We start from the raw sequence: 20,517 nt of genomic DNA on the forward strand, positions 1-20,517 counted from the left end.
AGATCGAATGGGCGAAGGGTGTCTCGGAACCGCCTTCCCAATTTGTGTCAATTGTGAACGTCAATACGTAGCGGGCTGCATCTTGCCCGAAGGCGCCAGCTCAAAAGACGAAATGCGTGCGCCTAAGCCCGGTTTTTACCGGTTGGCTCGTCAAACCTTCCCCACCTGCTGGAATGTCCAGTATCGATTGGAACCTCCCGAGCTGCTCCGGGAAATCCCGCGCAAGGTGTCTGACCACCCGTGCATTTTCCATCAGACGGTCGAGATAGAGCCTTGCCGCCATCAACTCCAGCGCCCAGGTGCCACGAAGGCTTGCGCAGTACAGAAATTCTTCGTTCAGCAAATCAAACTCAGTTTCCATGGCGGCCAGCTGATCGGCTGTCACCCCGACAAACTTCTTTCTCGGCACGGAGGGATCCGCCAACTGCGACGCCGGAGTGAGCGTTGAGAGGAGTTGCGCATAGTGGAAGCCCATCCTCTTCAGGGCGATCATGAGCCTTGCCGCATTGAACTGCCTTTCCGGAACCATCTTGCGCAAGGACGCGAAGACCTGCGGAGGCACATTCCAATCCTGCAAAAGATCGAGAGCCTCGGGAGAAACTCCATTGACCAACGGCCTTGGCGCTGAACTGTCCGCGAGCAGGTTCAAAGTAGGCCCTTCGGTTAGGGCCTTCGGCACAGAGGCCAGGCTTTCGGCCGATAGCAGGCGACGGAACGATTCCTGCTTAATCGGATGTCGAAACACCTCTGTGATCGTCTCCAACAGATGCCGAGAGATACTCGCTTCGGCGATCATGTCCCGCGTTCTTTGGCATTCAGCCTGATAGGTTTTGCACAGCCATGGACCGGTGAACCATCTGTTGGGCTCATGCATCTTTTCCAAAAGCGCTGCGTGTCTTGTGCGGTTATTTTGCAAAATGTGGTCGGCGGCTTCCAAGCCTAAAACTACGCGGCGCACCTTCATGCGGCGTTCCCTACGAATGCTCGCTCAGCCAGCGCAACGAGCGGATCTAGTGATCGGAAAAGAAACGCATCCAGCTTCATTCCATTGTTGACATGGAAATCTCCTTTGAACCCCACGATTTCATGCATCGGAGCGATCAGGTAATCGCGAATGATCAGATTGCCCGGCTGCATGCGGATCAAGACGAAAATATCCGCCATGGCCTCTCGCACCGCCCTCGAAGACCAGCGGGGATAGGCACAATGCGAAACGCGACACCGGGCGATCGCGAGCGCTACGGTCAACTCGCCATTGATGCGGATGAGCTCCGTTTCAGGGTCCTGGGAAGCGCGGCCGCCTACCTGTTCGATCGCGACCAGCAGGTCTTCCATTGCGCGATGGCGGATAGCCTTGAGGCGCCCGTCAATTTCAATGAAATGAGACTTTCTGGGCGGCAGGCAACCGATCAGCCTGTATGCACCGAGCAGGCCTCCGAAGTGCGCGCTGTAGCGATAGCTCGAAGGGCATTCGGGCGCTGCGTTAATGATGTCGGACGACAGTTTCCCATGCCGTTTGTAGAGTTTTCGTAGGGCTGACAGCATCTCTTCATCGCTCATGTGAAGGTAGAGCGCTTTTAACGTCTGCTGTGCTTTGTCGAATAGTTGGCGACTGATGATAGGTTCAAAGGCGTTGTCCGCCCTGACCCATTGATCCGGAGGATTGTACACAGCCTTGGTTTTGAGTCTGGTGCAGCGTCTATTCCAAACGTTGTTGCCGATATACTTCTCATTGGTCAGGACACGGCGCACGCCATAGGCCTTCCAAGGCCGGCCGAAGTCGTTCAGGATCCCCCGGGCATTCAGATATTTCGCGATTTGAGGTTCGTTCTTGCATGACCTGACGAAAAGGCGAAAGATCAATCGAACAGTAGCTATCTCTTCCGGTGGCCCCGGTACGATGATCACCCGGTCTGTCTGGAAGTTCTTGTGTTCGTAGCGGGCGAGGATGAGTTTGGGCTGTCCGAACTGGTCAACCATCAGACGCCTTAGTCCAAGCCCCTGCATGCCGCCTACGTGGAAGCCCATGCGGGCCATCCTCACCTGGCCCAAAAAGACCCTCTGTGACAACATCCGGCTGTACTCTGCAGCCATGCTGCGCTTTATGGCCTTGAGTACATCGGATCCGACGGTGCCATCATTCGCGAATTGCTCGGCGCAAAACTCGATCCGTACACCCGCCATCTGACATCGATATTCGTAGGAAGCGCTTTCATCGACGCTTTGGAACCGGCCCCATCTGCTCACGTCGTAGACGACGACCGTCTCGTAATCGGCGAGTCCGTGTTCAATGTCGAACAGCAGCTTCTTGAGGCCGGGACGGCCTTCTATGTGCAGCCCGCTACGGCCGGGGTCTTCATAGGTGGCGACGATGTCGTACCCCATGACCTCTGCATAACCGCGGATTGCATCCTTCTGATTCTCAAGGGAATAAGTCTGGTGCTCGGTGGACATTCGTACGTATTGAGCCGCGCGAACCCTTCTCCTCTCCTTAGGAGGTTCGCGGGCCGCAGCAACCTTGTCCATCGCCTTGCACCATTGGGACGATTGCCAATCCTAGCGCTCAGCGCATAGCAATTCCAGTCCAGTTTAATCGAATCGTCCGTCCGGCTGGCTTCGCGCTTTGAAAACCATGGCTTTCAACTCATGGGAAACCCTGACTCACTTCGTGAGAGCCCGTGCCCCCGTTCCGCCGCAATGCGCCCGCACGGGACCGTTGATAGGGATTTCAGAGTTTTAAGGGAGATATTACATGACCTTTCACAAAGCCATTGCCGCCGTGCTGTTGGCTGGCGCTGTCGCCGGCTGCCAGTCGCAGACAGAGGGCCAGCAGCGCGCCACGACAGGCGCGCTCCTCGGCGGCGCCGGCGGCGCGCTCGTCGGCCAGGCGATCGGCGGTAACACCAAGAGCACGGTCATCGGCGCCGCCAGCGGCGCGCTGCTCGGAGCCGTCGTTGGCTCTGCCACCACCCCGCAGCGCCGCGAGGACCAGCTCTGCCGCTACCAGGACCGCTACGGCCGCATCTACACCGCGCCGTGCGACGACCGCTATTACAACGGCAATTATTGAGGCCCGCGGGCGCTGCGGAGGCCAATATACGGGCGGCTTGCCGGCTGTCCGCCGAATTGAGGAGCGTGCCGGAACCTTCAGCGCCGGAGCGTCCTAACGCCTCGCCAAACCCGATCGTGGCGCTGCTGTTGCGACGTCGCCCGCTTCGTGATCGACGTTCCCAGCGACCTGGCCAAGCCAACGCAAGGCCGACTAGATGAGGAGGTCGAGAGCGTTTTTCCCGTCACGCTCGCGCCGGACAAGGCAGTCATGATAGCGTTCCAGAACGAAAGGGACACCGGAATACGTGCCTCAAACGCGACTAGCCCTTGGACGGACAGGCGGTTGTCCGCGGACAACTGAAGTGTGGCAGACAAGGCCCGACGCGGGGTTAGGGAGGCGGACGCGTTTGCTTGGTCATGCAAGATCTCAACAGGGAGGGGCGAAGAACGCGTGCTGGTCGGCCTGACTCGACGTCTCATCGCTGACGGGTAGACGGAGGACGAGTCCACTGATTTCGCCTGCGAGCAGCTACTGCCATCTGATTATCTGGGAACTGGCTTCGGTTTCAGAAGTTCGCCCTTGAGGCATAGGCGTTGACTTCATCCGGAGCGCTGACAACGATGCCCGTTCGAATCCGTGTGGTGGAAGGCAGGACGGTGCGTCTTGAAACCATTCCGGAAATTATCGCCAAGAAGGTCTTTATCGCGGATCGCAAGCCAACCCGCGCGACATCTCCGATATCGCCGCTGCAGGCCGGTCGCAATTGGGCGAGAACCTCAACGCCCCGCGCGCGCTTCCCGAACAGGTCGCTCGCACCAAAGAGCGAATGGAAAGCCCAACCCGGAATTCGTCAGTCGCTCCATTGCGCAACTGATGATAATGCCCGACTACGAAGCATCGCCCGCCGACAGCCTGGTCGCAGCGATTGCTTTGCTCGACGACGTGTTGTCATCACCTCAAGCACTTAACCGCCTCACGGCAGCGAACAATCGGGAGCGGTCTTTCAGAGCCCGGATGCCTTGGTGCGGTTAACCCGAACGATCGCGACGCCGCTGGTACTTGCGGGTCATCTCGGCGCTGGCGTGGCTAGCTGCCTTTGCACATGGCGTTCATCAATCTCCGCCGAGGACGCGAGGCCTGCGCGCAGCTAGGCGTTGGCAACAGCTTGAATTGGTTCAATCCTTGAAAGTTGTCGAGAACTGCCATACCTTTTGCACAGGAAATATGACTCTCGATATGGTATGGTGAATATTGTGGCCCATGCACTCAAGAAACCCGAGCAGAACGGATCTCTCATCTTGTCCTATATGGACCGGAACGGGAAGATTGCGATCGAGCAGGTCGCGGACGGTTTTGGCATGTCCAAAGGCCAATTAGCCCAGACCGCCGGTCTTGCGCGCGAGACCCTTTATCGATCAGAGCGTAGCGCCACGGTAAAGACCCAGGGGCGTCTACGGGAAATGCTCGAGATCATCAGCCGCGTGTCGGATTGGGCGGGCGGCAAGGAGCAGGCGATGGCTTGGTACCGGGCTCAGCCGCTTCCAGCGTTTGGGGGACGCACCGCTGAGGCGCTGGTGAAGGACGGCAAGGCAGCAGCGGTCCGTGATTATCTCGATCACATGGCCGTTGGCGGGTTTGCATGAAGTTCGTCAGAACCTGCTACCGCGCACACGATCCACGTTGGGCATTCAAGCCGACTTCCGGCGAAGGAGCGGCGAGCCGAGGCGCCCGATTCAATCCCAAAGGCGTGCCGGCACTCTATCTGGCACTGACCATCATGACTGCGATCAAGGAAGCCAACCAGGGCTTCGCACAGCGTATCGATCCGTGCGTGCTTTGCTCCTATGAGATCGATTGTGACGACATTGCCGATCTGACAACGCAAGAGGGGAGGGAAGAGTTTTCTGTAACGCTCGAAGAGATGGCCTGCGCCTGGGCAACGGCTCTCAGCGACGGAGAGCGCCCGGCGTCCTGGTCCATTTACGACCGGTTGCGCCCTCGAAATATTGCCGGCATTGTGGTCCCAAGTTTCGCGCCGGGCGCAGAGATTGAGGATCGCAACCTCGTCCTTTGGAACTGGGGTCCGGATCTGCCGCACAAGATAACCGTATTCGACCCGAGCGGCCGGTTGCCGAAGGACCAGCTGTCCTGGCCATAACGCAGTCTCGGCATCCCAAGGCAGGGGAGGACGCTTGCGCCCTACAGTCCACTGGCCTCGGTGAGATTGACACGGAAACGATCGCGCCGGCGCTGATAGCGGCGAGTCATTTCAGCCGAGGCATGGCCGAGTTGTTTTTGCACATAGCGCTCGTCGACTTCAACCGAGGAGGCAAGCCCTGCACGTAAGGAATGGCCCGAGAATTTTGTCGCGCGATCACCTTCGGACAGGTCGCCGCGGACACCAGCGGCCAGAGCGGTGCGCTTGACCAGTCGCGCCACTTCCTGGTCGTTGAGCCGCTCGGCGCCGACCGTCTTGCCTTGGCCGGTGACGCGCCGGAAGAGGGACCATGGGCGATCCGCGCCAGCTTCAGCCAGGTCTGCAGGGCGACAACCGGGCAAGTGGCACCGGACGAGCCGCGGCCGATTTCGACCTCGCGCCAGCCGGTCTTTCCGCGCAAGGTCACCAAAATCCCTTTGTCGGGAAAGAACTCGATCCAGCCGGAAGAATCCTCGGTCTGATCGCGGCCGACGTCGAGCCAGACGATTTCGGAGCGGCGCAGAAGCCGGGGTGTCTATTGAGCGCGACTGGAATGCGTCAGCATTAGCTCAGGAATGAAATGGGGGCGCACGTGCTACCTTCACCTGGCCTGGAAAGGCTGAACGCATTTTCCGATGGCGTGTTCGCCGTACTGATCACAGTTCTAGTTTTGGACCTGCGCCCGCCGGAAGTGCCGACTCTCAAAGCCCTTCTGGCATCATGGGAAACCTGGCTTAGCTACGGTGTAAGCTATCTCTTCATTGCGATTGTCTGGGCGACCACCATCATCTCTTGCGCTACGCGAAAGAGAGCACGGCATCCTTAATGTGGTACAATTTCGCGCACCTGTTCTCAGTCTCGCTGCTCCCCCTGGCCATGGCATGGATGGCCGCAAGCGAGTTGGCACCGCAGCCGGTCGCCTTCTATGCGACCGTATTCTTCCTGGTTAACCTGACATATCTATTGTTGATCCGCGAACTCATTGATCCGTTGCCAGAGGAGGAGGTGTCACCACAAGTGCGGCGGCTCATGCGCCTACGTGCCATGATTACGCTCAGCCTTTTTGGGCTCGCCGCTATCTTGGCATTGAGCTACCCGATCGTCGGACTGGGGATCTGTAGTTGTTGCCTGGCAGTCTATCTGAAGCCCCAGGCGCGCGGGTGATAAGGAACGGACTGAATGCGGCGCGGCCACGCGACGACCTTTTGTACGGCGTCGCGCGGTGCCGATCAAGTTTCAACTCGAAAAGCCCCCCACCTTGCGGCATGGAGAGTTCTGGAGGGTGCTGGATCAAACAGTAAAGGCTCAACTTGCCGGCGCCTGTTTCGACGCGATCACGCTGGCGGCGTTCGGGACTGGGGCAGGCGACAGCTCTCGGGCGCTGCGTCGGCCTCCATCATTCCTTTACAATCTTTGCCGGAACCCGCCTGCAACTTTGCAGCGGCCAAAGAATGCTATCCGGTACCGGATCGGGGAGGATCGGCCTTTTCATGGCCTGCGGCTAATTGCCGAAAGACGGAAAGACCTAAATCTCTTTCATCACCCTGGCTGCTCGCACGAGCGATGTCCAGTCAGCGCCCATCGCTGCGACAAGGTCACGAGCATCCTCATCGGATATTCCAGTGTGGTCTACTAGCTTCCGTGCCAGCAATTCGAATGCTAATTCTATAATTGTCACAGGTCGGACCCTTCCGAAAACAGCACGACGATAGCATGCGAAAAGGCCTTCCGCATTTGCACATGTTAGATGGCCATCATGGATGTCTCATGTGCCACAGAATGTCTGTAGGACGCGTTCATCCGGGCGTGGCGGGTCAGCATAGCGTTCCATTTCCGGCTGCTCATCGAAGGGATGGCTCACGACCCCCAGAATCTCATCGAAGGGTGTGAAGTCGCCGTCCAGTGCCGTCTGTATCATCGCCTCAATGCGATGGTTGCGAGGGATGAATTTGGGATTGACGGCATGCATGACCGCCCGGCGCGTGGCTGTATCGGCTGTTTCACTGGCGATCCGCTCGCGCCACCGCACCGACCAGGCGTCGAATGCGGCTGGATCCCTAAACAGCTGCCGCGCCGTGCCCTGCCCTTCCGAGGCGTCGAGATCGTCGCCTAGGCGTCGAAAGCCGAGGGTAAAGTCGGCTTCGCCGCGAGCCAGCACATCGAGGAAATCAGCCGCGAGCTGCAGGTCCGCCTCCGCCTCGGTCAGCAATCCGAGTTTTCTGCGGAACCCGCGCTGCAACATGGCCTCATAGGAGGGCTGAAACGACCTCAGCACCTCTTCGGCTTCTGCGACGGCTTCATTCTCATCCGTGCTCATGAGCGGCAGCAGCGTCTCGGCAAGGCGCGCAAGGTTCCATGTGGCGATGCGAGGCTGGTTGGCATAGGCATAGCGGCCGACGCGGTCGATCGAGCTGAACACCGAGCCGGGGTCATAGGCGTCCATGAAGGCGCATGGGCCATAGTCGATGGTCTCGCCCGAGATCGCCATGTTGTCGGTGTTCATGACGCCGTGGATGAAGCCGACCAGCATCCAACGCGCCACCAGATCCGCTTGTGCTGTGACCACGGCGTCCAGCAAAGCGCGGTACCGCCGTGCTTGCCCTAACAAGTGCGGGAAATGACGCTCAATGGCATAGTCAGCGAGGATCTTGAGCCCCTCAGTGTCGTGGCGCGCGGCGAAATATTGGAAGGTGCCGATCCGGATATGGCTTGCCGCCACTCGTGTCAGCACGGCGCCGGGCAGCCGGACCTCGCGATGCACGGGGTCGCCGGTGAGCACCGCCGCCAAGGTTCGCGTCGTCGGGATGCCCAGCGCCGCCATCGCTTCGCTGACCACATACTCACGTAGGACAGGACCCAGTGCGGCGCGGCCGTCACCGTTGCGCGAGAACCGCGTCGGCCCCGATCCCTTCAGCTGTATGTCGCGGCGGATGCCGTTGACGTCCACCACTTCGCCAAGCAGGAGGGCGCGACCGTCGCCGAGCTGAGGCACGAAATTTCCGAACTGGTGGCCCGCATAGGCCAAGGCGACTGGCTGCAGGCCTTCCGGAAATCTGCTGCCGGCAAGCATCTCCACTCCGTCCGGGCTGGTGAACTGGTCGGCGTCGAGCCCTAGTTCCTCGGCGAGGGGTCGGTTGAAGCGGATCAGCCGAGGTTCGGACACCGGCTGCGGACCTGTTTGCGCGAAGAAGCGCTCGGGCAATTGTGCATAGCTGTTGCGCAGGGCGGGAAGCTGCATCTGGGTGCCTCGGGATTGTTCAGCAGTGGCAGGCAAGGTCACGGCGAGCTGGCTCTCAAGTGAAGGGGCCGGTCGGCCCCGTTCGGGGGGCATTCGTCGATATAGGGACGCAACGTCGCTGGTGCCATCGGATCCTCGGCTCGGCACCGGATAAGAGTTGGAATCAGACCCGGCCCTTAACAACCCGAGGCGAGGCCTGGGACCAGCATGCTGCCCCAACACGGTCGCAGCAACCCGAACATCCCGCCGAGCAGCTGAGAGCCATTGTTTCAAAGTCCAGGCCACCGTCCAATGATCGCATTCTCAACGCATTGTCGTACCGCGCCTCGAGCGGTCCCGGTCGGCGCGATCGGTTGCCGAAGGCACGTGAGATGGTGGTGGTAAGCGAACTCGGGCGCATCGGTTTGAGGTACCGGTCTGCGAGATCACGGTTTGAGTTTGGTGTTCTGATTTCATGAAGGGGTTAGCAATGCGGGGTTGCCTTACAATCGAATGCTATAGGGTCTGCTGCATGCTTTGAATTCGCCTAAAAGCCGTTCATTCAGCCGCGTCGAGGGTGAGGCCTTCGGCCTGCAGCCTCCACATGCGGGCAAATAGACCGCCCTGAGCTCTGAGCTCCGCCGCGTCTCCATCCTCGACAACGCGCCCTCCATTCATAACCAGAATGCGGTCGAAGCTGGAGAGCGTCGAAAGGCGATGCGCGACGGCGATCACGGTGCGATCGCGGAACATCTTGACCAACGATGCCTGTATCACCAGTTCGGACTCTGTATCCAGGGCAGACGTGGCCTCGTCGAGAACGATCACCGGAGCGGCTTTCAGGAACGCCCGGGCAATGCCGATCCTTTGCCGCTGCCCACCGGAGAGCTTTATCCCCCGTTCACCCACCAGAGTGTCATAGCCCTCGGGCAGCCTTGAAATGAAGGCTTCGCAGTGAGCGGCGCGGGCAGCGGCGTGGACTTCTTCATCGCTGGCCTCAGGCCGGGCGAACCGGATGTTCTCCATGACGGTCCGGTGAAACAGCAGGATTTCCTGCGGCACCACGGCCAGCGCTTCGCGAAGGCTATCCTGCGTGACCGACGCGATCGGCTGACCGTCAACCAGGATCTGGCCGCCCTGAACGTCGTAGAGCCGTTGAAGCAGGTGGACGAACGTCGACTTGCCCGCTCCGGACGGACCGACGATCCCGACCTTTTGACCAGGGGGGATGGACAGGTCAAGATTGTGGATCGCCTCGACATCGGTGCCGTAAGTGAAGGACACCTGCCGGAACTCGATGGCCCCGCCACGCGGACGAATGGCCGGCGCCTGCGGCCGGTCGACGACAGTTTGCGGCTGGCCGATGATGCGCAGCGTGTCCTCGATGAAGCCGAAATGCTGGACCATGTCAACGAGCGACAACGCCATATCGCGGGACCCGTGAAGGATGCGGAACGTCAAAGCGCTGACCAGGACCACGTCGCCGGGCGTGATTTCCCCCCGGCTCCATTGCCGGACCGCCCAGGCGAGCATGCCGCCGGCCATGACCCAAAGTGCAATGTCGTGGATGAGGCGCGCTTTTTCCGTGTACATCCAGCTGTCACGCTGGGCATCGGCTTCGGCTCGAAAGCTCGCCGCCAGCCTTGCGTGCTCGCGTGACCGGGCTGAGAACGCCTTGATGGACCACATGTTGGTGATGACATCGATCAGGCTTCCACCGACTTCGTTCGCATAAGATGCATATGTGCGGTGCAGGTGCTTTCCACGTTCCCCGAAGGCAAGCAGGCCGCCCATGATAACGACGACCGCGGACGCCAGGGCCACCGCCATCCACCAGTCGACGACCGTGAACACGATGACGGTGCCGATGAAGTCGACAGCCGGCGGCGCGACCCGCCAGATGACGATGTTGGTCAGGGCGCCGAAATTGCCCGCGGTCGCGGTAACCCGCTGGCCAAGCGAGCCCGCGAGGTTCTCGGCGAAGTACTTCATCGGCTGACCGTTCAGGAAGTCGAACAGGTCGAGCCGCATCTGAACGCCGATCGCGAGCGTCGCTTTGCAGCCGAGCCAGCCGCAGAGACGCCAGAGGATGCTCTCCACCGCGATGAGGCTGATGAAAATGGCGAGCGCTGTCTGCGCGGCCGAGCCTTCGCGTGGGCCCGCCATCGCGTCGACGAGCACCTTCATCACGTACTGGATGGCGACAGCGCAGGACGCGGCCGATATCACCAGCACGGCGAGGATGATGAATTGCGGCAGCTGCCTGCGCACATAATGCCTTATGAAGGCAGCCGACCCCTCCAGGAACGGAGGCAGCGGGCTACTTGCTTGTGGCTTCAGATACCGCATAGGTCCCTCCGGCATATGGCCCTGACGTGAGTTCGCGCTGAAGCGCCAGCAGTTTTCGGCTCTGCTCGGCCAATTCATCCTCCATGCGCTTGCAAACTGGACGCCTGCCGTGCTCCCCCCTCGGGCCGAGCAGGCCGACATCGCACATCCGTCCATTGTCCCATCCGGGGTAGTCGATGATTGGATAGAGGCAGATTCCCTCTATCTGGACGCCCCGCTGCATGGCCTCGAGGACTTCGGCCACGACATAGTGAACCCACGATGGCCTGGCCGTGCGCTCGGCGCCCGTTTCGGACATCGAGAGGGGTCGATTGTAGCGTTGTGCGACTTCAACGAGCATGTCGGCCAGAGGCTTGTAGGCGTGATGTCCGAACGGGATCGTCGGGCCGTGCAGGAGCCATTGATTGTCGGGATAGAAGTTCAAGCCGACGATATCGAGGTATTCGGGCCGGCCGCCCAGCTCCGGTTCCTGAAGCCCGGCAAGCATGTCGAGCGCTTCGAACTGACAGAGCCTGTAACGCTCCGCCTCGAGCTGATGCCCGACATCGTGAGGATAGCCGACCACATTGATCAACGGTTCCGCGGTGATGAAGCGGGCCCGGGAATCGATTCGTCGGATCGCGTCTATGGCAGCGATGGCGGCTCTTACCAGGATGCGCTTCAATTTGCCTCCAAGGCCGTTCGCGAATGGGTTGATCCGGCCGGTATCGCCACCCGCCCATGACCAGTATGAAATCTCGTTCACCGGACAGAAGTACGGCACCGAGCCGATCTCGGCGTGGATGACCAGGGCAGCGGCTTCCGCGAAGCGGGCGAAGCGCTCGACGAATTCCGGTGAGAAGATGTCGATATGGTCGGGCCATCCGTAGTGGCAGAGATCCCAAACCACCTGTGTCCCTGTGGCGTCGGCGGCGCGCAGCATTGGCAGAAAGCTCGACCAGTCGTAGTTGCCGGGCTCTTTCTCGATGAGGTGCCAGCGCAGCCCGTCGCGCACGGTGCGGATCCCCCGACGCTGGAGTTCGCGATAGTCGGTCTCGGACGCTTCGTCATGGCTGGTGGCGCGAAGCAGATCGAGGCGGACGCCATCGGCCCGGCGATGGCTCGAGCACTCGAATCCACCAAGGAAAAAGCTGTTAAACGCTGTCGGTTCTCTCATCTCGGCCTCTAGGACTTCAGTCGCTTTCTCAGCTGCCGAGGGCAGCCGAGGTCTTGTTCCAGCGAACATCACACTCCCGGAGGAAGCGTCCCATGCCGCTTGCCAGGGAGGGCATGAGTTGACCCCGTTCGCTTGCCAGGGCGGCAGGGGCGAGAACCCCGCGGCCATGATCGCCCAGCACCAGGCGCGCATCGAGACCGGCCGACTGGGCGACCTCTCTTGCCCAATCGGACCAACTGACCGCGCCGTCATTGGCGAGGTGCCATATTCCCGTCTCGCCATCGATCAACAGGTCGAGCGCGGCGTGAGCCAGGTCCGGCAGGTAAGTGGGGGAGCACACTGCGTCCGCCGGCAAGCGGAGCGAACGGTCGGCTGCGATTTCGTCCAGCAGCTGCGAAAGCACGTCTGCGGTGTTCCAGGGTCCGAAGACGGCGCTCGTGCGGATGACCAGCGCGGCGGGATGATGCTTCATCACCATCGTTTCGGCTGCCGCGTTGAGATTGCGTATGCCCGATGCCGGGGTGATGGGGCTGCTCTCGACCAAACGGTCCGTGAGCGTCTTGCCGACCAACGCATCCGACGTCACGGTCATCAACGCAACACCGGCGGCGGCACAGACCGACGCCAGCACCGCGCAATCTGCCGGCCCGTTGCCCGTCCCAATCGAGCCGACAGGACCCGCTTCGGCCCGTTGCGGAGTGGCGGCGTGGACGAAGGCCCAAGGCCGATACTTAAGCAGCAGGCGGCGCATGGAATGAGGCTCGGTGATGTCCAGCTGATTGGCGGGGAAAGCAATGAATTCCAGCCCTCGGTGGGCAGCGATCCGGCAAAAGGCGTTACCCAGCGCCGCATCCTTGCAGAGGATGAGCACCTTGCGCGCGTCTCCGCCCCCGCTGCGTTCGGCGGTGGTTTCGAAAGGTGGGCTGAAGAACCGCGTGTCCCGGCGCCACCAACCGGGACTGTCGAGAACCGGATGCTTCAGGCCGGCGCCCCCGGCCATTTCCCGTACCGCACTTCCCAGGGCGGTCATGCGCGGCGATGGACTGCGGACGTCGAAGGCTCCCGCCTCATAGGCTCCATCTTTGCGCAGCAGCAGGCTGTTCCAGTCGACGCATCCGAGCAGGGCCCAGACGGTGACGGCGGCAATGTTCTTGCCTTCGCCAGCGAGCCGATTGGCAGCGCTCCAGACTTCGTTCAGCCAGCGAAGCTGTTCGTCGCGGCTGCAGCCATGGTGAACTTCGGTTACGGCGACCGGCCGGTCATAACGCGCACAGACCTCGCGCAGGCGGGGTTCCGGCCCGTCCGATCCAAGCGGAAGATGCATCCGCACGGCGTCGAGGTCGGCATAGTGATGCCGGCCATTGCCGCCGACCGAGGCTCCAGCTGGGAGCTTGGAGCAGCGGTGGTCAAGGAAACGCTCGCTGGTCGGATAGTAGTTGACCCCCACAATATCGGGAGGGCAGGGCTCGTCGACAAAGGCCTGGAGCTCCTGCTCCGGTATCCCATGATCGATCAGGCGGGAGAACCATGGATGGCCGCGGTCGACACGGCCAAACAGCAGGTCGAACGTCAGCCAGCGGCGTTCGTTCTCATAATCCGCCTGGTAACCAAGCAATGGCGTGCTGAACGTCTTGCCGAGATCCTCGGTCTGGACGAGAGCCGCGTGCGGCGTCACCTCGCGGATCGCCCGCATGGCAAGCGCCACACCGCGGCACTGGTTGATCAGCGCACGTGCGAAATCTGGCAAGTGCCGGCGGTGGGGATACCAATGTCCATACAAAGCGCTGAAACGGGCTGTGGTCAGCGGCTCGTTCACGGGGGTGAAGCGGCGGATCTCGGGGTAGCGTTCGGCGACGCGCCGGGCATGCCGAGCCAGGAGCTCGGGAAAAGCCGGATCGAGCAAATTGGTGTAGCGGGGGCCGCTGCCATGGTGTAGCAGTCCGGCGATGACCTCGATGCCTAGCTCTTTCAGCCGCGGCATCCGTTTGTCGTGCCAGGCGAAATCGGCGGTTTCGATATTGTCCGGCGAGATCGATTCCCACAGCAGCGGGTACCGGAGCGTTCGTATGCCAAGCTGCCGGATGCGGTCCAGATCGTCCAGCCTGCCGGCATGTCCCGTCTCCGATAATTCGTCACGCCATCGGTTCCTCAACCGAATGATGCTGCACTCGACGCCTCCCCAGATCTCCGGCGTGGCCTGCATGGTCTCGGTCCGCATCGTCGCCGCCAATCATTAAATCGCTTGCAGAATGCCGCTCATCTTGGACACCGCGGTCTCAAGAGGGGCGCGGTTGTCACTGGGAACCGAGGCTTCGATTCTCCGGTAGGTGGCGAGGGCCTGACCGACGACCTGGTCCATATTGTAGTAGCGGTAGGTAGCCAGCCTGCCGACGAACCAGACGTCTTCCGTGGTACGCGCCAGGGCCTCGTACCTCCGATAGCGATCGGCGTTCTCCGCCGTCGGTACGGGGTAATAGGGGTCGCCGTCCGCCGTTGGGTATTCAAAGGTCAAACTGGTCCAGGGATGCTGCTGACCCGTTAGGTGCTTGTACTCAGTGACGCGCGTGTAGTCGTGCTCCATCGGGTAGTTCACGACGGCCACCGGCTGGTGCCATTCCTTTTGCAGCGTCTTGTGCTCGAAGCGCAGCGAGCGATAGGGCAGCCGGCCGTAGCAGTAGCCGAAATACTCGTCGACCGGTCCCGTGAAGATCAGCCGCTTGTAGGCGAACTCTTCGCGCATCTGCGAATAGTCGGTCTTGAGCATGACCTGGATGTTCGGGTGATGAAGCATGCGCTCGAACATGCGAGTATAGCCGGCGGCAGGCATGTACTGAAGCTTGTCAGTGAAATAGCGGTCGTCGCGATTGGTCCGGGTCGGCACGCGCGCGGTCACCGACTTGTCCAGTTCCGAGGGGTCGACGCCCCATTGCTTGCGGGTATAACCGCGGAAGAATTTCTCGTAGAGCTCACGCCCGACACGACTCACCACCACGTCTTCGGACGATCTGATTTCCTTGACCGGCTCGGCGCGCGCAGCGAACCACTCCTCGAGCTGCTCCGGCGTCAGATCCAGCCCGTACAGTGTGTTGATCGTTTCGAGATTGATCGGGACCGGCACCAGCTTCTTGTCGACTTCGGCCAGGACCCTGTGCTCATACGGACGCCATTCGGTGAACTGCGAAAGATGATCGAAGACCTGCTCGGAGTTGGTGTGGAAGATGTGTGGTCCATATTTATGGATCAGCAGGCCGGCCTCATCGTAGCAGTCATAGGCATTGCCGCCGACATGCGGACGCCGGTCGACCACCAGGACCCGGTCTCCCCGCTGGGAGGCGAGGCGCTCGGCGAGCACACTCCCGGCAAAGCCGGCGCCGACAACCAGCCAATCAAACATAGCTGCTCTCCGACGCATGTATCGCTTGGGGACCGGACGTGCGCCGCTCTCGCGTCTCCGTGATAAGCGAAAGCATTTCCTGCCAGGTCGACCTCCAGGACATGCCCGACAGGTGTCGATCCACCTTTCGCAGCCACTCGTCCTTCGGGCGAGCCAGCAGATGTTCGGCACGCTCTATGAATTTCTCCGCAGTATCAGCGATTTCGACCAGGCCGAGCTGTCCGTACGGCCGGACAACATCCCGGACCGAGGTCGAAATCACCGGTACGCCGGCGGCGAGGAATTCCGGGGTCTTGGTCGGGCTGATGAACTGGGTCGACTCGTTCCTGGCGAACGGCATGATGCCGACGTCCCACCCGGACAGATAATGAGGAAGCTGGTTGTAATCCCTGCCGCCCAGCCAGTGAACGTTCGGCCGGCGCGGAAGGTCTGCCGGGTCGATCTTGACCACCGGGCCGATCATCACGAACTGCCAATCCGGCCGCAAGGCTGCCATGCGATCCACCAGGTCCAGATCCATGCGCTCGTCGATGACGCCGAAGAAACCAAGCCTGGGGCCGGGGATCCTGTCCTGATCGAGAGACGGCGTACCGGCAAGGCGGGCCTTGCCGAAATGAGCCTTGTCGATGCTGCTTGGAAATGGGTGGATGTTGCGATGACGATGCTGCTTGGCCTCATAAAGGCTCTGACCACCGGTGAAGACGACATCGGCGCGCCTGAGAAGTTCGCGCTCCAGCGCCATCATCCGGGGCGGCGCCGCGCGGAAGCTCGAAAGCTCATCCATGTTGTCGTAGACGCAAAGCTCAGCGGAAATGTGCCGGCTGAGAGGCAGGGCCATGGGCGTATAGTACCACAGCAGTGCTGGCGTTGCTTCGAGGCTTTCCACCAAGCCGTCAACCAGCTTGCGTTGCGCACGCGTGATCTGCGGTCCGTTGAGATGTCTGGGAATGTGCGGCACGACCACCGTCACCCCGTCAGTGCTCGTATAGCTTTTCTGGTAGGCAGTGGTTTCTTCCGTAAAAATCGGCTCTTCGAAGAAAAATACATCGTAGCATTGGCTTGCCTGGGTTAGAATGTGCTGCGGTCTTTGAAAAACGAAGTTCCATCTAAGGTGAGAGAAGCACAATAAGCTTCTGCGGATTTGTGGCAGCCTGTGGTTGTTTTTACGCTGAAGATCGATATCCATCTTGGTCCTTAGAAATATTATGAGAGGCGTTCAGTGCCAGCCAAACCTCGCCGTCGCGCGGATGTTCCGCACGATGTATTAAATGATGCTGGCAGTGATGTTGAATTATGGTTTGCAGCCGGCATACCGCGCCGGCAGCTCTATCTCCTGACGTTCTGAGGTGGTACTCACAGAGCGGCCCCGGCCGAACGTCCCATGCAGCCGTTCGCCCGTGTTCAGGCGAGGCATCGAGCCGTAAAACGTCCAGCGCCCATGAAACATGTTCGCTCAGTCCCTCCGGATGAACTCGCCGAACAATAGCAAGCGTTGCGGCGGCGGGTGTACTGCAGGCAGAGCGAGGGGCAGAGCCAACAATAAGGGTAGCAACCCAGCTGATCTGGACGCAAGCAAACACGCGCAAGTGGCTGCAGTACACCGGCGTTGGAGCGCTGCCCTGAGATAATCCTGGCGCGACCGTCACGCCGGATGCAGACACTGCGGTGCTACCACTCCGGCACCGCGGAGATTTGTGGATGGTTGCGTGCCGCGTCCGCGATTTCTGGAATGAACTTCGTCTCGTCGGGTCGTGTCCCATCGGGTGGTGTAGCTCGGCGGTTACGAGGCCACTCACGAGCGCGGTTAGTAGCGCTGTAGCGAGTGAGCGGCGTGTCGGTGGTCATCGGCGCTTTCCGGTAGAGTTTGGTTGTTGACACCAACCCCACTTCGGAAGGACCACCGATGACCGACGACATGATGAACCTGCGCACGCTCGTGGAGAAGACCCCGGATGCCGATCTGCTGCGGGAGATGATCGGCTTTGCCGCCGAGCGGCTGATGGAAATGGAGGTTGGGGCTGCCACCGGAGTGGCTATGGCGAGAAGAACCCGCTGCGGCTCGCCCAGCGCAATGGCTACCGCGACCGGGACTGGGAGACGCGGGCCGGCACGGTCGAGCTGCGCATCCCGAAGCTCAGGAAGGGAAGCTACCTCCCGGGTTTCCTCGAACGCGCCGCATGGCCGAGAAGGCGCTGACCGCCGTTATCCAGGAAGGTTATGTGCAAGGCATCTCGACCCGATCGGTTGACGACCTGGTCAAGGCCATGGGGATGAGCGGCACTCTCCAAGAGCCAGGTCTCGCGGCTGTGCGAGGAGATCGACGGCAAGGTGAAGGCCTTCCTCGAGCGGCCGATCGAGGGCGATGGTCGGAGCGCGTACGGAACGTCAATAAGGCTCCGGCTTTGGCGCGCACAATCACGAACCCTCGACCATTCCGACACATCGAAGCGCTGCCGGAGGAGGAACTTAGCGGCGAGGTTGCAGTTCGGCCCGGGGACCTGAAGTCCTGAGGCCTAAGTGAGCAGCAGAAAGACCATGCCCGTACGATCATCCGGCATTAAACTGGCTCCGTCGGACACCTGCCTGAGTTCCGCCGCCGCGTTGCTCCTGTTGTTTTCTATCAGTCTCGCCCAAAGCTGGGCAGCGCTTGCCGGGGACACGGACACCGCGCTCATCAACTGGGCAAGAGCGAAGACCCTTCTTGTCGAGCAACTCGACCGGGAGCCGCGATCGGTAGATGCCCAGTTCAATGAGCCGACCCTGATCAGTCGCGCCGTGACACCGGTCGTTGCGCCATCAGCTGACGAGCGCGCGCGGAATGCGGCGACTAGCGACTTATACGTGCAGATATATGGGCGGCCGTCGCTTAAGAGCTTCCTCTGGACGGGTGTCGAATCCGGCAATCCCTTGACCCGCGACGAAAGCTACCGCTGGGATTCCCTCGACGACCAAGGCCTCTTTGACCACGAGCGGCGGCGTGTCTTAGCTGCCCGTCTGCTTTATCTCGGGATCCTGAACGTCAGGCTTGGCCTCTCGAACCACTTGATTGATCCGGAGCGGGACGAGACCTGGCTGGCGCATGACGGGCTGATCGACGACCTCGACCGCGCCGGCCTGCGGGTCAGCCTCGACCTGCACCATTTCGGCATCGAGGATCGGTTCCGGGTCGCCGGACCGGACGGTCGCACCAAGGGCCGGGCCAGCTACTACCTCAATCAGGACTGGCCAGCCTATTTCGCCGCCTTCTCGCGGGCGGCGATCAATCGCTATGGCCCAAGGATCAAGGCAGTGACCTTGATCAACGAGCCGGAGACGACCATCGGCTTCAACAGCGAGATGTGGAACGGGGCATTTCCGCGTTGGCAAAGCCCGTTGCACACCACCTACTACATCGAGCGTGCCGTGCAGGTCGCCAAGGCCGCCGTGCTGGCGCGGCTTGCCATAGAGGAGGAACTGGCGCCAAGCAAACGGCGCATGCTTTACATCCACCCCGAGGCAGCGGTCTTCAAGCCAGGATGGGATGAGTTCAACCGGCACATACGCTTTTTCGGCAGCGACCTGATTCTTGGAGAGGACTGGCTGCTCGAAGCGGATTTCGAAAAGCTGGAGCTAATGACGCCCGCCGAGCACCTCGCGAAATGGAACGCGACCGCGCCCTCGTCGCGCACATCCCTGGATTGGGCCATCAAGCATTATCTCGACGGCAGCCCGGCGACCGGCCGGCCGCTGCCGGACAGCCTGCAGCGGGTCCTGCATATGCTGAAGGAAGTCCAGGACCTGCATCGAAAACTAAACAGGGAGTTCAAGGTAACGATGAAGAGGGACACCGTTTTCGGGGTCGACTATTACGCTCACAACGAGGACTTCGACACGAAAGGAAAACACCTCAGTGCCGAGCCCCAGAATTATGCCGGCGAGGTCAGTTCAGGCGCGCGCGCGGGCCTCGAGGCGGTGATCACCGACTACTACAATCGCTACCACCTGCCTATGATGGTCACCGAAACCGGAACGCCCTATTTCAACTATGGCGCGCGCTGGCACCAGGAGATGCTGCTAGAATGCGCTGCGGCTGCATCGGCTGGCGTCCCGTTGCTTGCTTACTCCATCTACCCGCTGCTCGATAGCTGGGGGTGGGAAACAGCCCTGTCGGTGTCCAGGCCGCAAACCCTCCTCAACCCCTCCGGCATTTTCACGCTGGCTCTTGAACCACGACCGTTTGCCGGGCGTCTCCTGAGATCGCTGAAGGCTGGTTTTCAACCCTGAGCGCAGCCCGGTGAGCCCCGAACGCACGCGCTATAATCTCATGGTGGCGCGCGGACAATGCCGGGGAGGGCGCCCGCATCCCTGGCAACGCCTCTCTCGGGGTTGGCTGTTCCGCGACGGGCGACGATGGTGAACCCGGTTCAACCCGTTCCTCGGCGATCAGCCTGGCGCCGCAACGCCTCGCCGGTATCCACCCGGCGTGCCAGTGCCCTGCCGAGGTGCTCGCCCTCCTGCTTGGCGCCCTGTGAAAGGTCCGGCAATGGCTGGCCGTTCTCGTCGAGGAACAGCGCCACGTCGCCAAGCGCGAAGATGTCGGAACGGCCGATTACCTGCAGGTCGGATGCAACCTTCACCCGGCCGCCGCGGTCGAGCCCGAAACCAAGCCGGGCGGCCAGCGGCGAAGCGGCCACTCCGCGGCCCAGAGCGTCAAGGCCACCGGGATGACCTTGCCGCCTACCGTGATCTTCTGTGCTTCGACCGCCTCGACGCGATTGCCGAGGGGCGACCTCGACGCAGAGCCTTTCCAGGCGCAGAATCCGCCAGCTGCAGACGGTCGCCGGCATCGGCGAGTATGATGCTTGTCTTCTCCGGCCGGATGTTACGGAAGTCGCGCGCCAGGGTGTGCCGGCTGAGTTCTGCGATCGAGCCCGCGAGTTCCACGCCGGTCGGGCCGCCTCCGATGATGGCGATCGTCATTAGCCGGGATTGCTCGACTGGATAGGTTATCCGTTCCGCAAGCTCGAACGACAGCAGCAATCGCGACCGGATCGTGCCGGCATCCTCGATGGTCTTCAAGCCCGGACAACCTGAGCCCAGCTGTCCTGGCCGACATAAAACGGCTGCGAACCGGTTGCCGGGACCAGTATGTATAGGGAACCGTGGTTCCATC

At 61.1% G+C, this 20,517-nt stretch carries 16 protein-coding genes and 3 pseudogenes; 7 read left to right on the forward strand and 12 right to left on the reverse strand.

Annotated elements, in window-relative coordinates:
- Positions 1-100 precede the first annotated feature (100 nt).
- Both MESAU_RS29585 and MESAU_RS13405 read right to left on the reverse strand, forming a co-directional pair.
- On the reverse strand, positions 101-964 hold the full coding sequence (locus tag MESAU_RS29585; protein ID WP_015316564.1) for a plasmid partitioning protein RepB C-terminal domain-containing protein: 864 nt from the start codon (positions 962-964) through the stop codon (positions 101-103).
- Positions 961-2,526 carry a recombinase family protein gene (locus MESAU_RS13405; protein WP_015316565.1) on the reverse strand — a complete coding sequence of 522 codons (1,566 nt, stop codon included), beginning with the start codon at positions 2,524-2,526 and terminating at the stop codon, positions 961-963. The genes MESAU_RS29585 and MESAU_RS13405 overlap by 4 nt, the downstream gene beginning before the upstream one ends.
- Before the next feature lie 226 nt (positions 2,527-2,752).
- Here MESAU_RS13405 and MESAU_RS13410 point away from each other — a divergent pair, with 226 nt between their 5' ends.
- Entirely contained in the window at positions 2,753-3,070 is a 318-nt protein-coding gene (locus tag MESAU_RS13410; protein WP_015316566.1) for a YMGG-like glycine zipper-containing protein, read from the forward strand.
- A gap of 985 nt (positions 3,071-4,055) precedes the next feature.
- On the opposite strand, the pseudogene MESAU_RS31855 reads toward MESAU_RS13410, so the two are convergent.
- A pseudogene (locus MESAU_RS31855) lies at positions 4,056-4,199 on the reverse strand (integrase); the annotation flags it as partial.
- Positions 4,200-4,293: 94 nt separating this feature from the next.
- Here MESAU_RS31855 and MESAU_RS13420 point away from each other — a divergent pair.
- Together MESAU_RS13420 and MESAU_RS13425 are read left to right on the forward strand one after the other, a co-directional pair.
- Positions 4,294-4,695: an MbcA/ParS/Xre antitoxin family protein gene (locus tag MESAU_RS13420; protein ID WP_015316567.1), complete on the forward strand. Its 402-nt coding sequence runs from the start codon at positions 4,294-4,296 to the stop codon at positions 4,693-4,695.
- Positions 4,692-5,210, forward strand: coding sequence for an RES family NAD+ phosphorylase (locus MESAU_RS13425; RefSeq protein WP_015316568.1), 519 nt, complete (start codon positions 4,692-4,694; stop codon positions 5,208-5,210). The genes MESAU_RS13420 and MESAU_RS13425 overlap by 4 nt, the downstream gene beginning before the upstream one ends.
- A gap of 41 nt (positions 5,211-5,251) precedes the next feature.
- On the opposite strand, the pseudogene MESAU_RS30105 reads toward MESAU_RS13425, so the two are convergent.
- A pseudogene (locus MESAU_RS30105) lies at positions 5,252-5,772 on the reverse strand (tyrosine-type recombinase/integrase); the annotation flags it as partial.
- A gap of 57 nt (positions 5,773-5,829) precedes the next feature.
- Here MESAU_RS30105 and MESAU_RS31860 point away from each other — a divergent pair.
- Both MESAU_RS31860 and MESAU_RS31865 read left to right on the forward strand, forming a co-directional pair.
- Entirely contained in the window at positions 5,830-6,075 is a 246-nt protein-coding gene (locus MESAU_RS31860) for a TMEM175 family protein (RefSeq protein ID WP_224592515.1), read from the forward strand.
- Complete coding sequence (locus MESAU_RS31865) at positions 6,075-6,413, forward strand: hypothetical protein (protein ID WP_245262971.1); 339 nt, start codon at positions 6,075-6,077, stop codon at positions 6,411-6,413. Before MESAU_RS31860 ends, MESAU_RS31865 begins: the two co-directional genes overlap by 1 nt.
- Before the next feature lie 601 nt (positions 6,414-7,014).
- On the opposite strand, the gene MESAU_RS13440 is transcribed toward MESAU_RS31865, so the two are convergent.
- The 6 genes from MESAU_RS13440 to MESAU_RS13465 form a co-directional block, all read right to left on the reverse strand.
- A complete protein-coding gene (locus MESAU_RS13440) occupies positions 7,015-8,487 on the reverse strand; it encodes a protein adenylyltransferase SelO (protein WP_015316570.1) in 1,473 nt (490 codons plus the stop codon).
- A 537-nt stretch (positions 8,488-9,024) separates the two neighbouring features.
- Positions 9,025-10,815, reverse strand: a complete 1,791-nt coding sequence (locus MESAU_RS13445; RefSeq protein ID WP_015316571.1) for an ABC transporter ATP-binding protein — start codon at positions 10,813-10,815, stop codon at positions 9,025-9,027.
- A complete protein-coding gene (locus tag MESAU_RS13450) occupies positions 10,787-12,040 on the reverse strand; it encodes a beta-glucosidase (protein WP_174361966.1) in 1,254 nt (417 codons plus the stop codon). Before MESAU_RS13450 ends, MESAU_RS13445 begins: the two co-directional genes overlap by 29 nt.
- Positions 12,000-14,189: a sugar nucleotide-binding protein gene (locus MESAU_RS13455; RefSeq protein ID WP_041163363.1), complete on the reverse strand. Its 2,190-nt coding sequence runs from the start codon at positions 14,187-14,189 to the stop codon at positions 12,000-12,002. Before MESAU_RS13455 ends, MESAU_RS13450 begins: the two co-directional genes overlap by 41 nt.
- Before the next feature lie 15 nt (positions 14,190-14,204).
- A complete protein-coding gene (gene glf / locus MESAU_RS13460; protein WP_015316574.1) occupies positions 14,205-15,365 on the reverse strand; it encodes a UDP-galactopyranose mutase in 1,161 nt (386 codons plus the stop codon).
- Positions 15,358-16,551, reverse strand: a complete 1,194-nt coding sequence (locus MESAU_RS13465; RefSeq protein WP_015316575.1) for a glycosyltransferase family 1 protein — start codon at positions 16,549-16,551, stop codon at positions 15,358-15,360. Before MESAU_RS13465 ends, glf begins: the two co-directional genes overlap by 8 nt.
- Positions 16,552-17,417: 866 nt before the next feature.
- Between MESAU_RS13465 and MESAU_RS13470 the strand changes: the two are divergent.
- Both MESAU_RS13470 and MESAU_RS13475 read left to right on the forward strand, forming a co-directional pair.
- Positions 17,418-17,875: pseudogene (locus MESAU_RS13470) on the forward strand (transposase).
- A gap of 25 nt (positions 17,876-17,900) precedes the next feature.
- The gene (locus MESAU_RS13475) at positions 17,901-19,628 is read left to right on the forward strand and encodes a hypothetical protein (protein ID WP_015316577.1); all 1,728 of its coding nucleotides are present in this window, start codon (positions 17,901-17,903) and stop codon (positions 19,626-19,628) included.
- 140 nt (positions 19,629-19,768) lie between these two features.
- Here the strand turns inward: MESAU_RS13475 and MESAU_RS31490 are convergent, their stop codons facing one another.
- Positions 19,769-20,038, reverse strand: coding sequence for an NAD(P)/FAD-dependent oxidoreductase (locus MESAU_RS31490; protein ID WP_051041272.1), 270 nt, complete (start codon positions 20,036-20,038; stop codon positions 19,769-19,771).
- Between the two features lie 43 nt (positions 20,039-20,081).
- Positions 20,082-20,423 carry a hypothetical protein gene (locus tag MESAU_RS31870; protein ID WP_051041273.1) on the reverse strand — a complete coding sequence of 114 codons (342 nt, stop codon included), beginning with the start codon at positions 20,421-20,423 and terminating at the stop codon, positions 20,082-20,084.
- Between the last annotated feature and the right edge of the window lie 94 nt (positions 20,424-20,517).

Source organism: Mesorhizobium australicum WSM2073 (assembly GCF_000230995.2).
Lineage (GTDB): Bacteria > Pseudomonadota > Alphaproteobacteria > Rhizobiales > Rhizobiaceae > Mesorhizobium > Mesorhizobium australicum.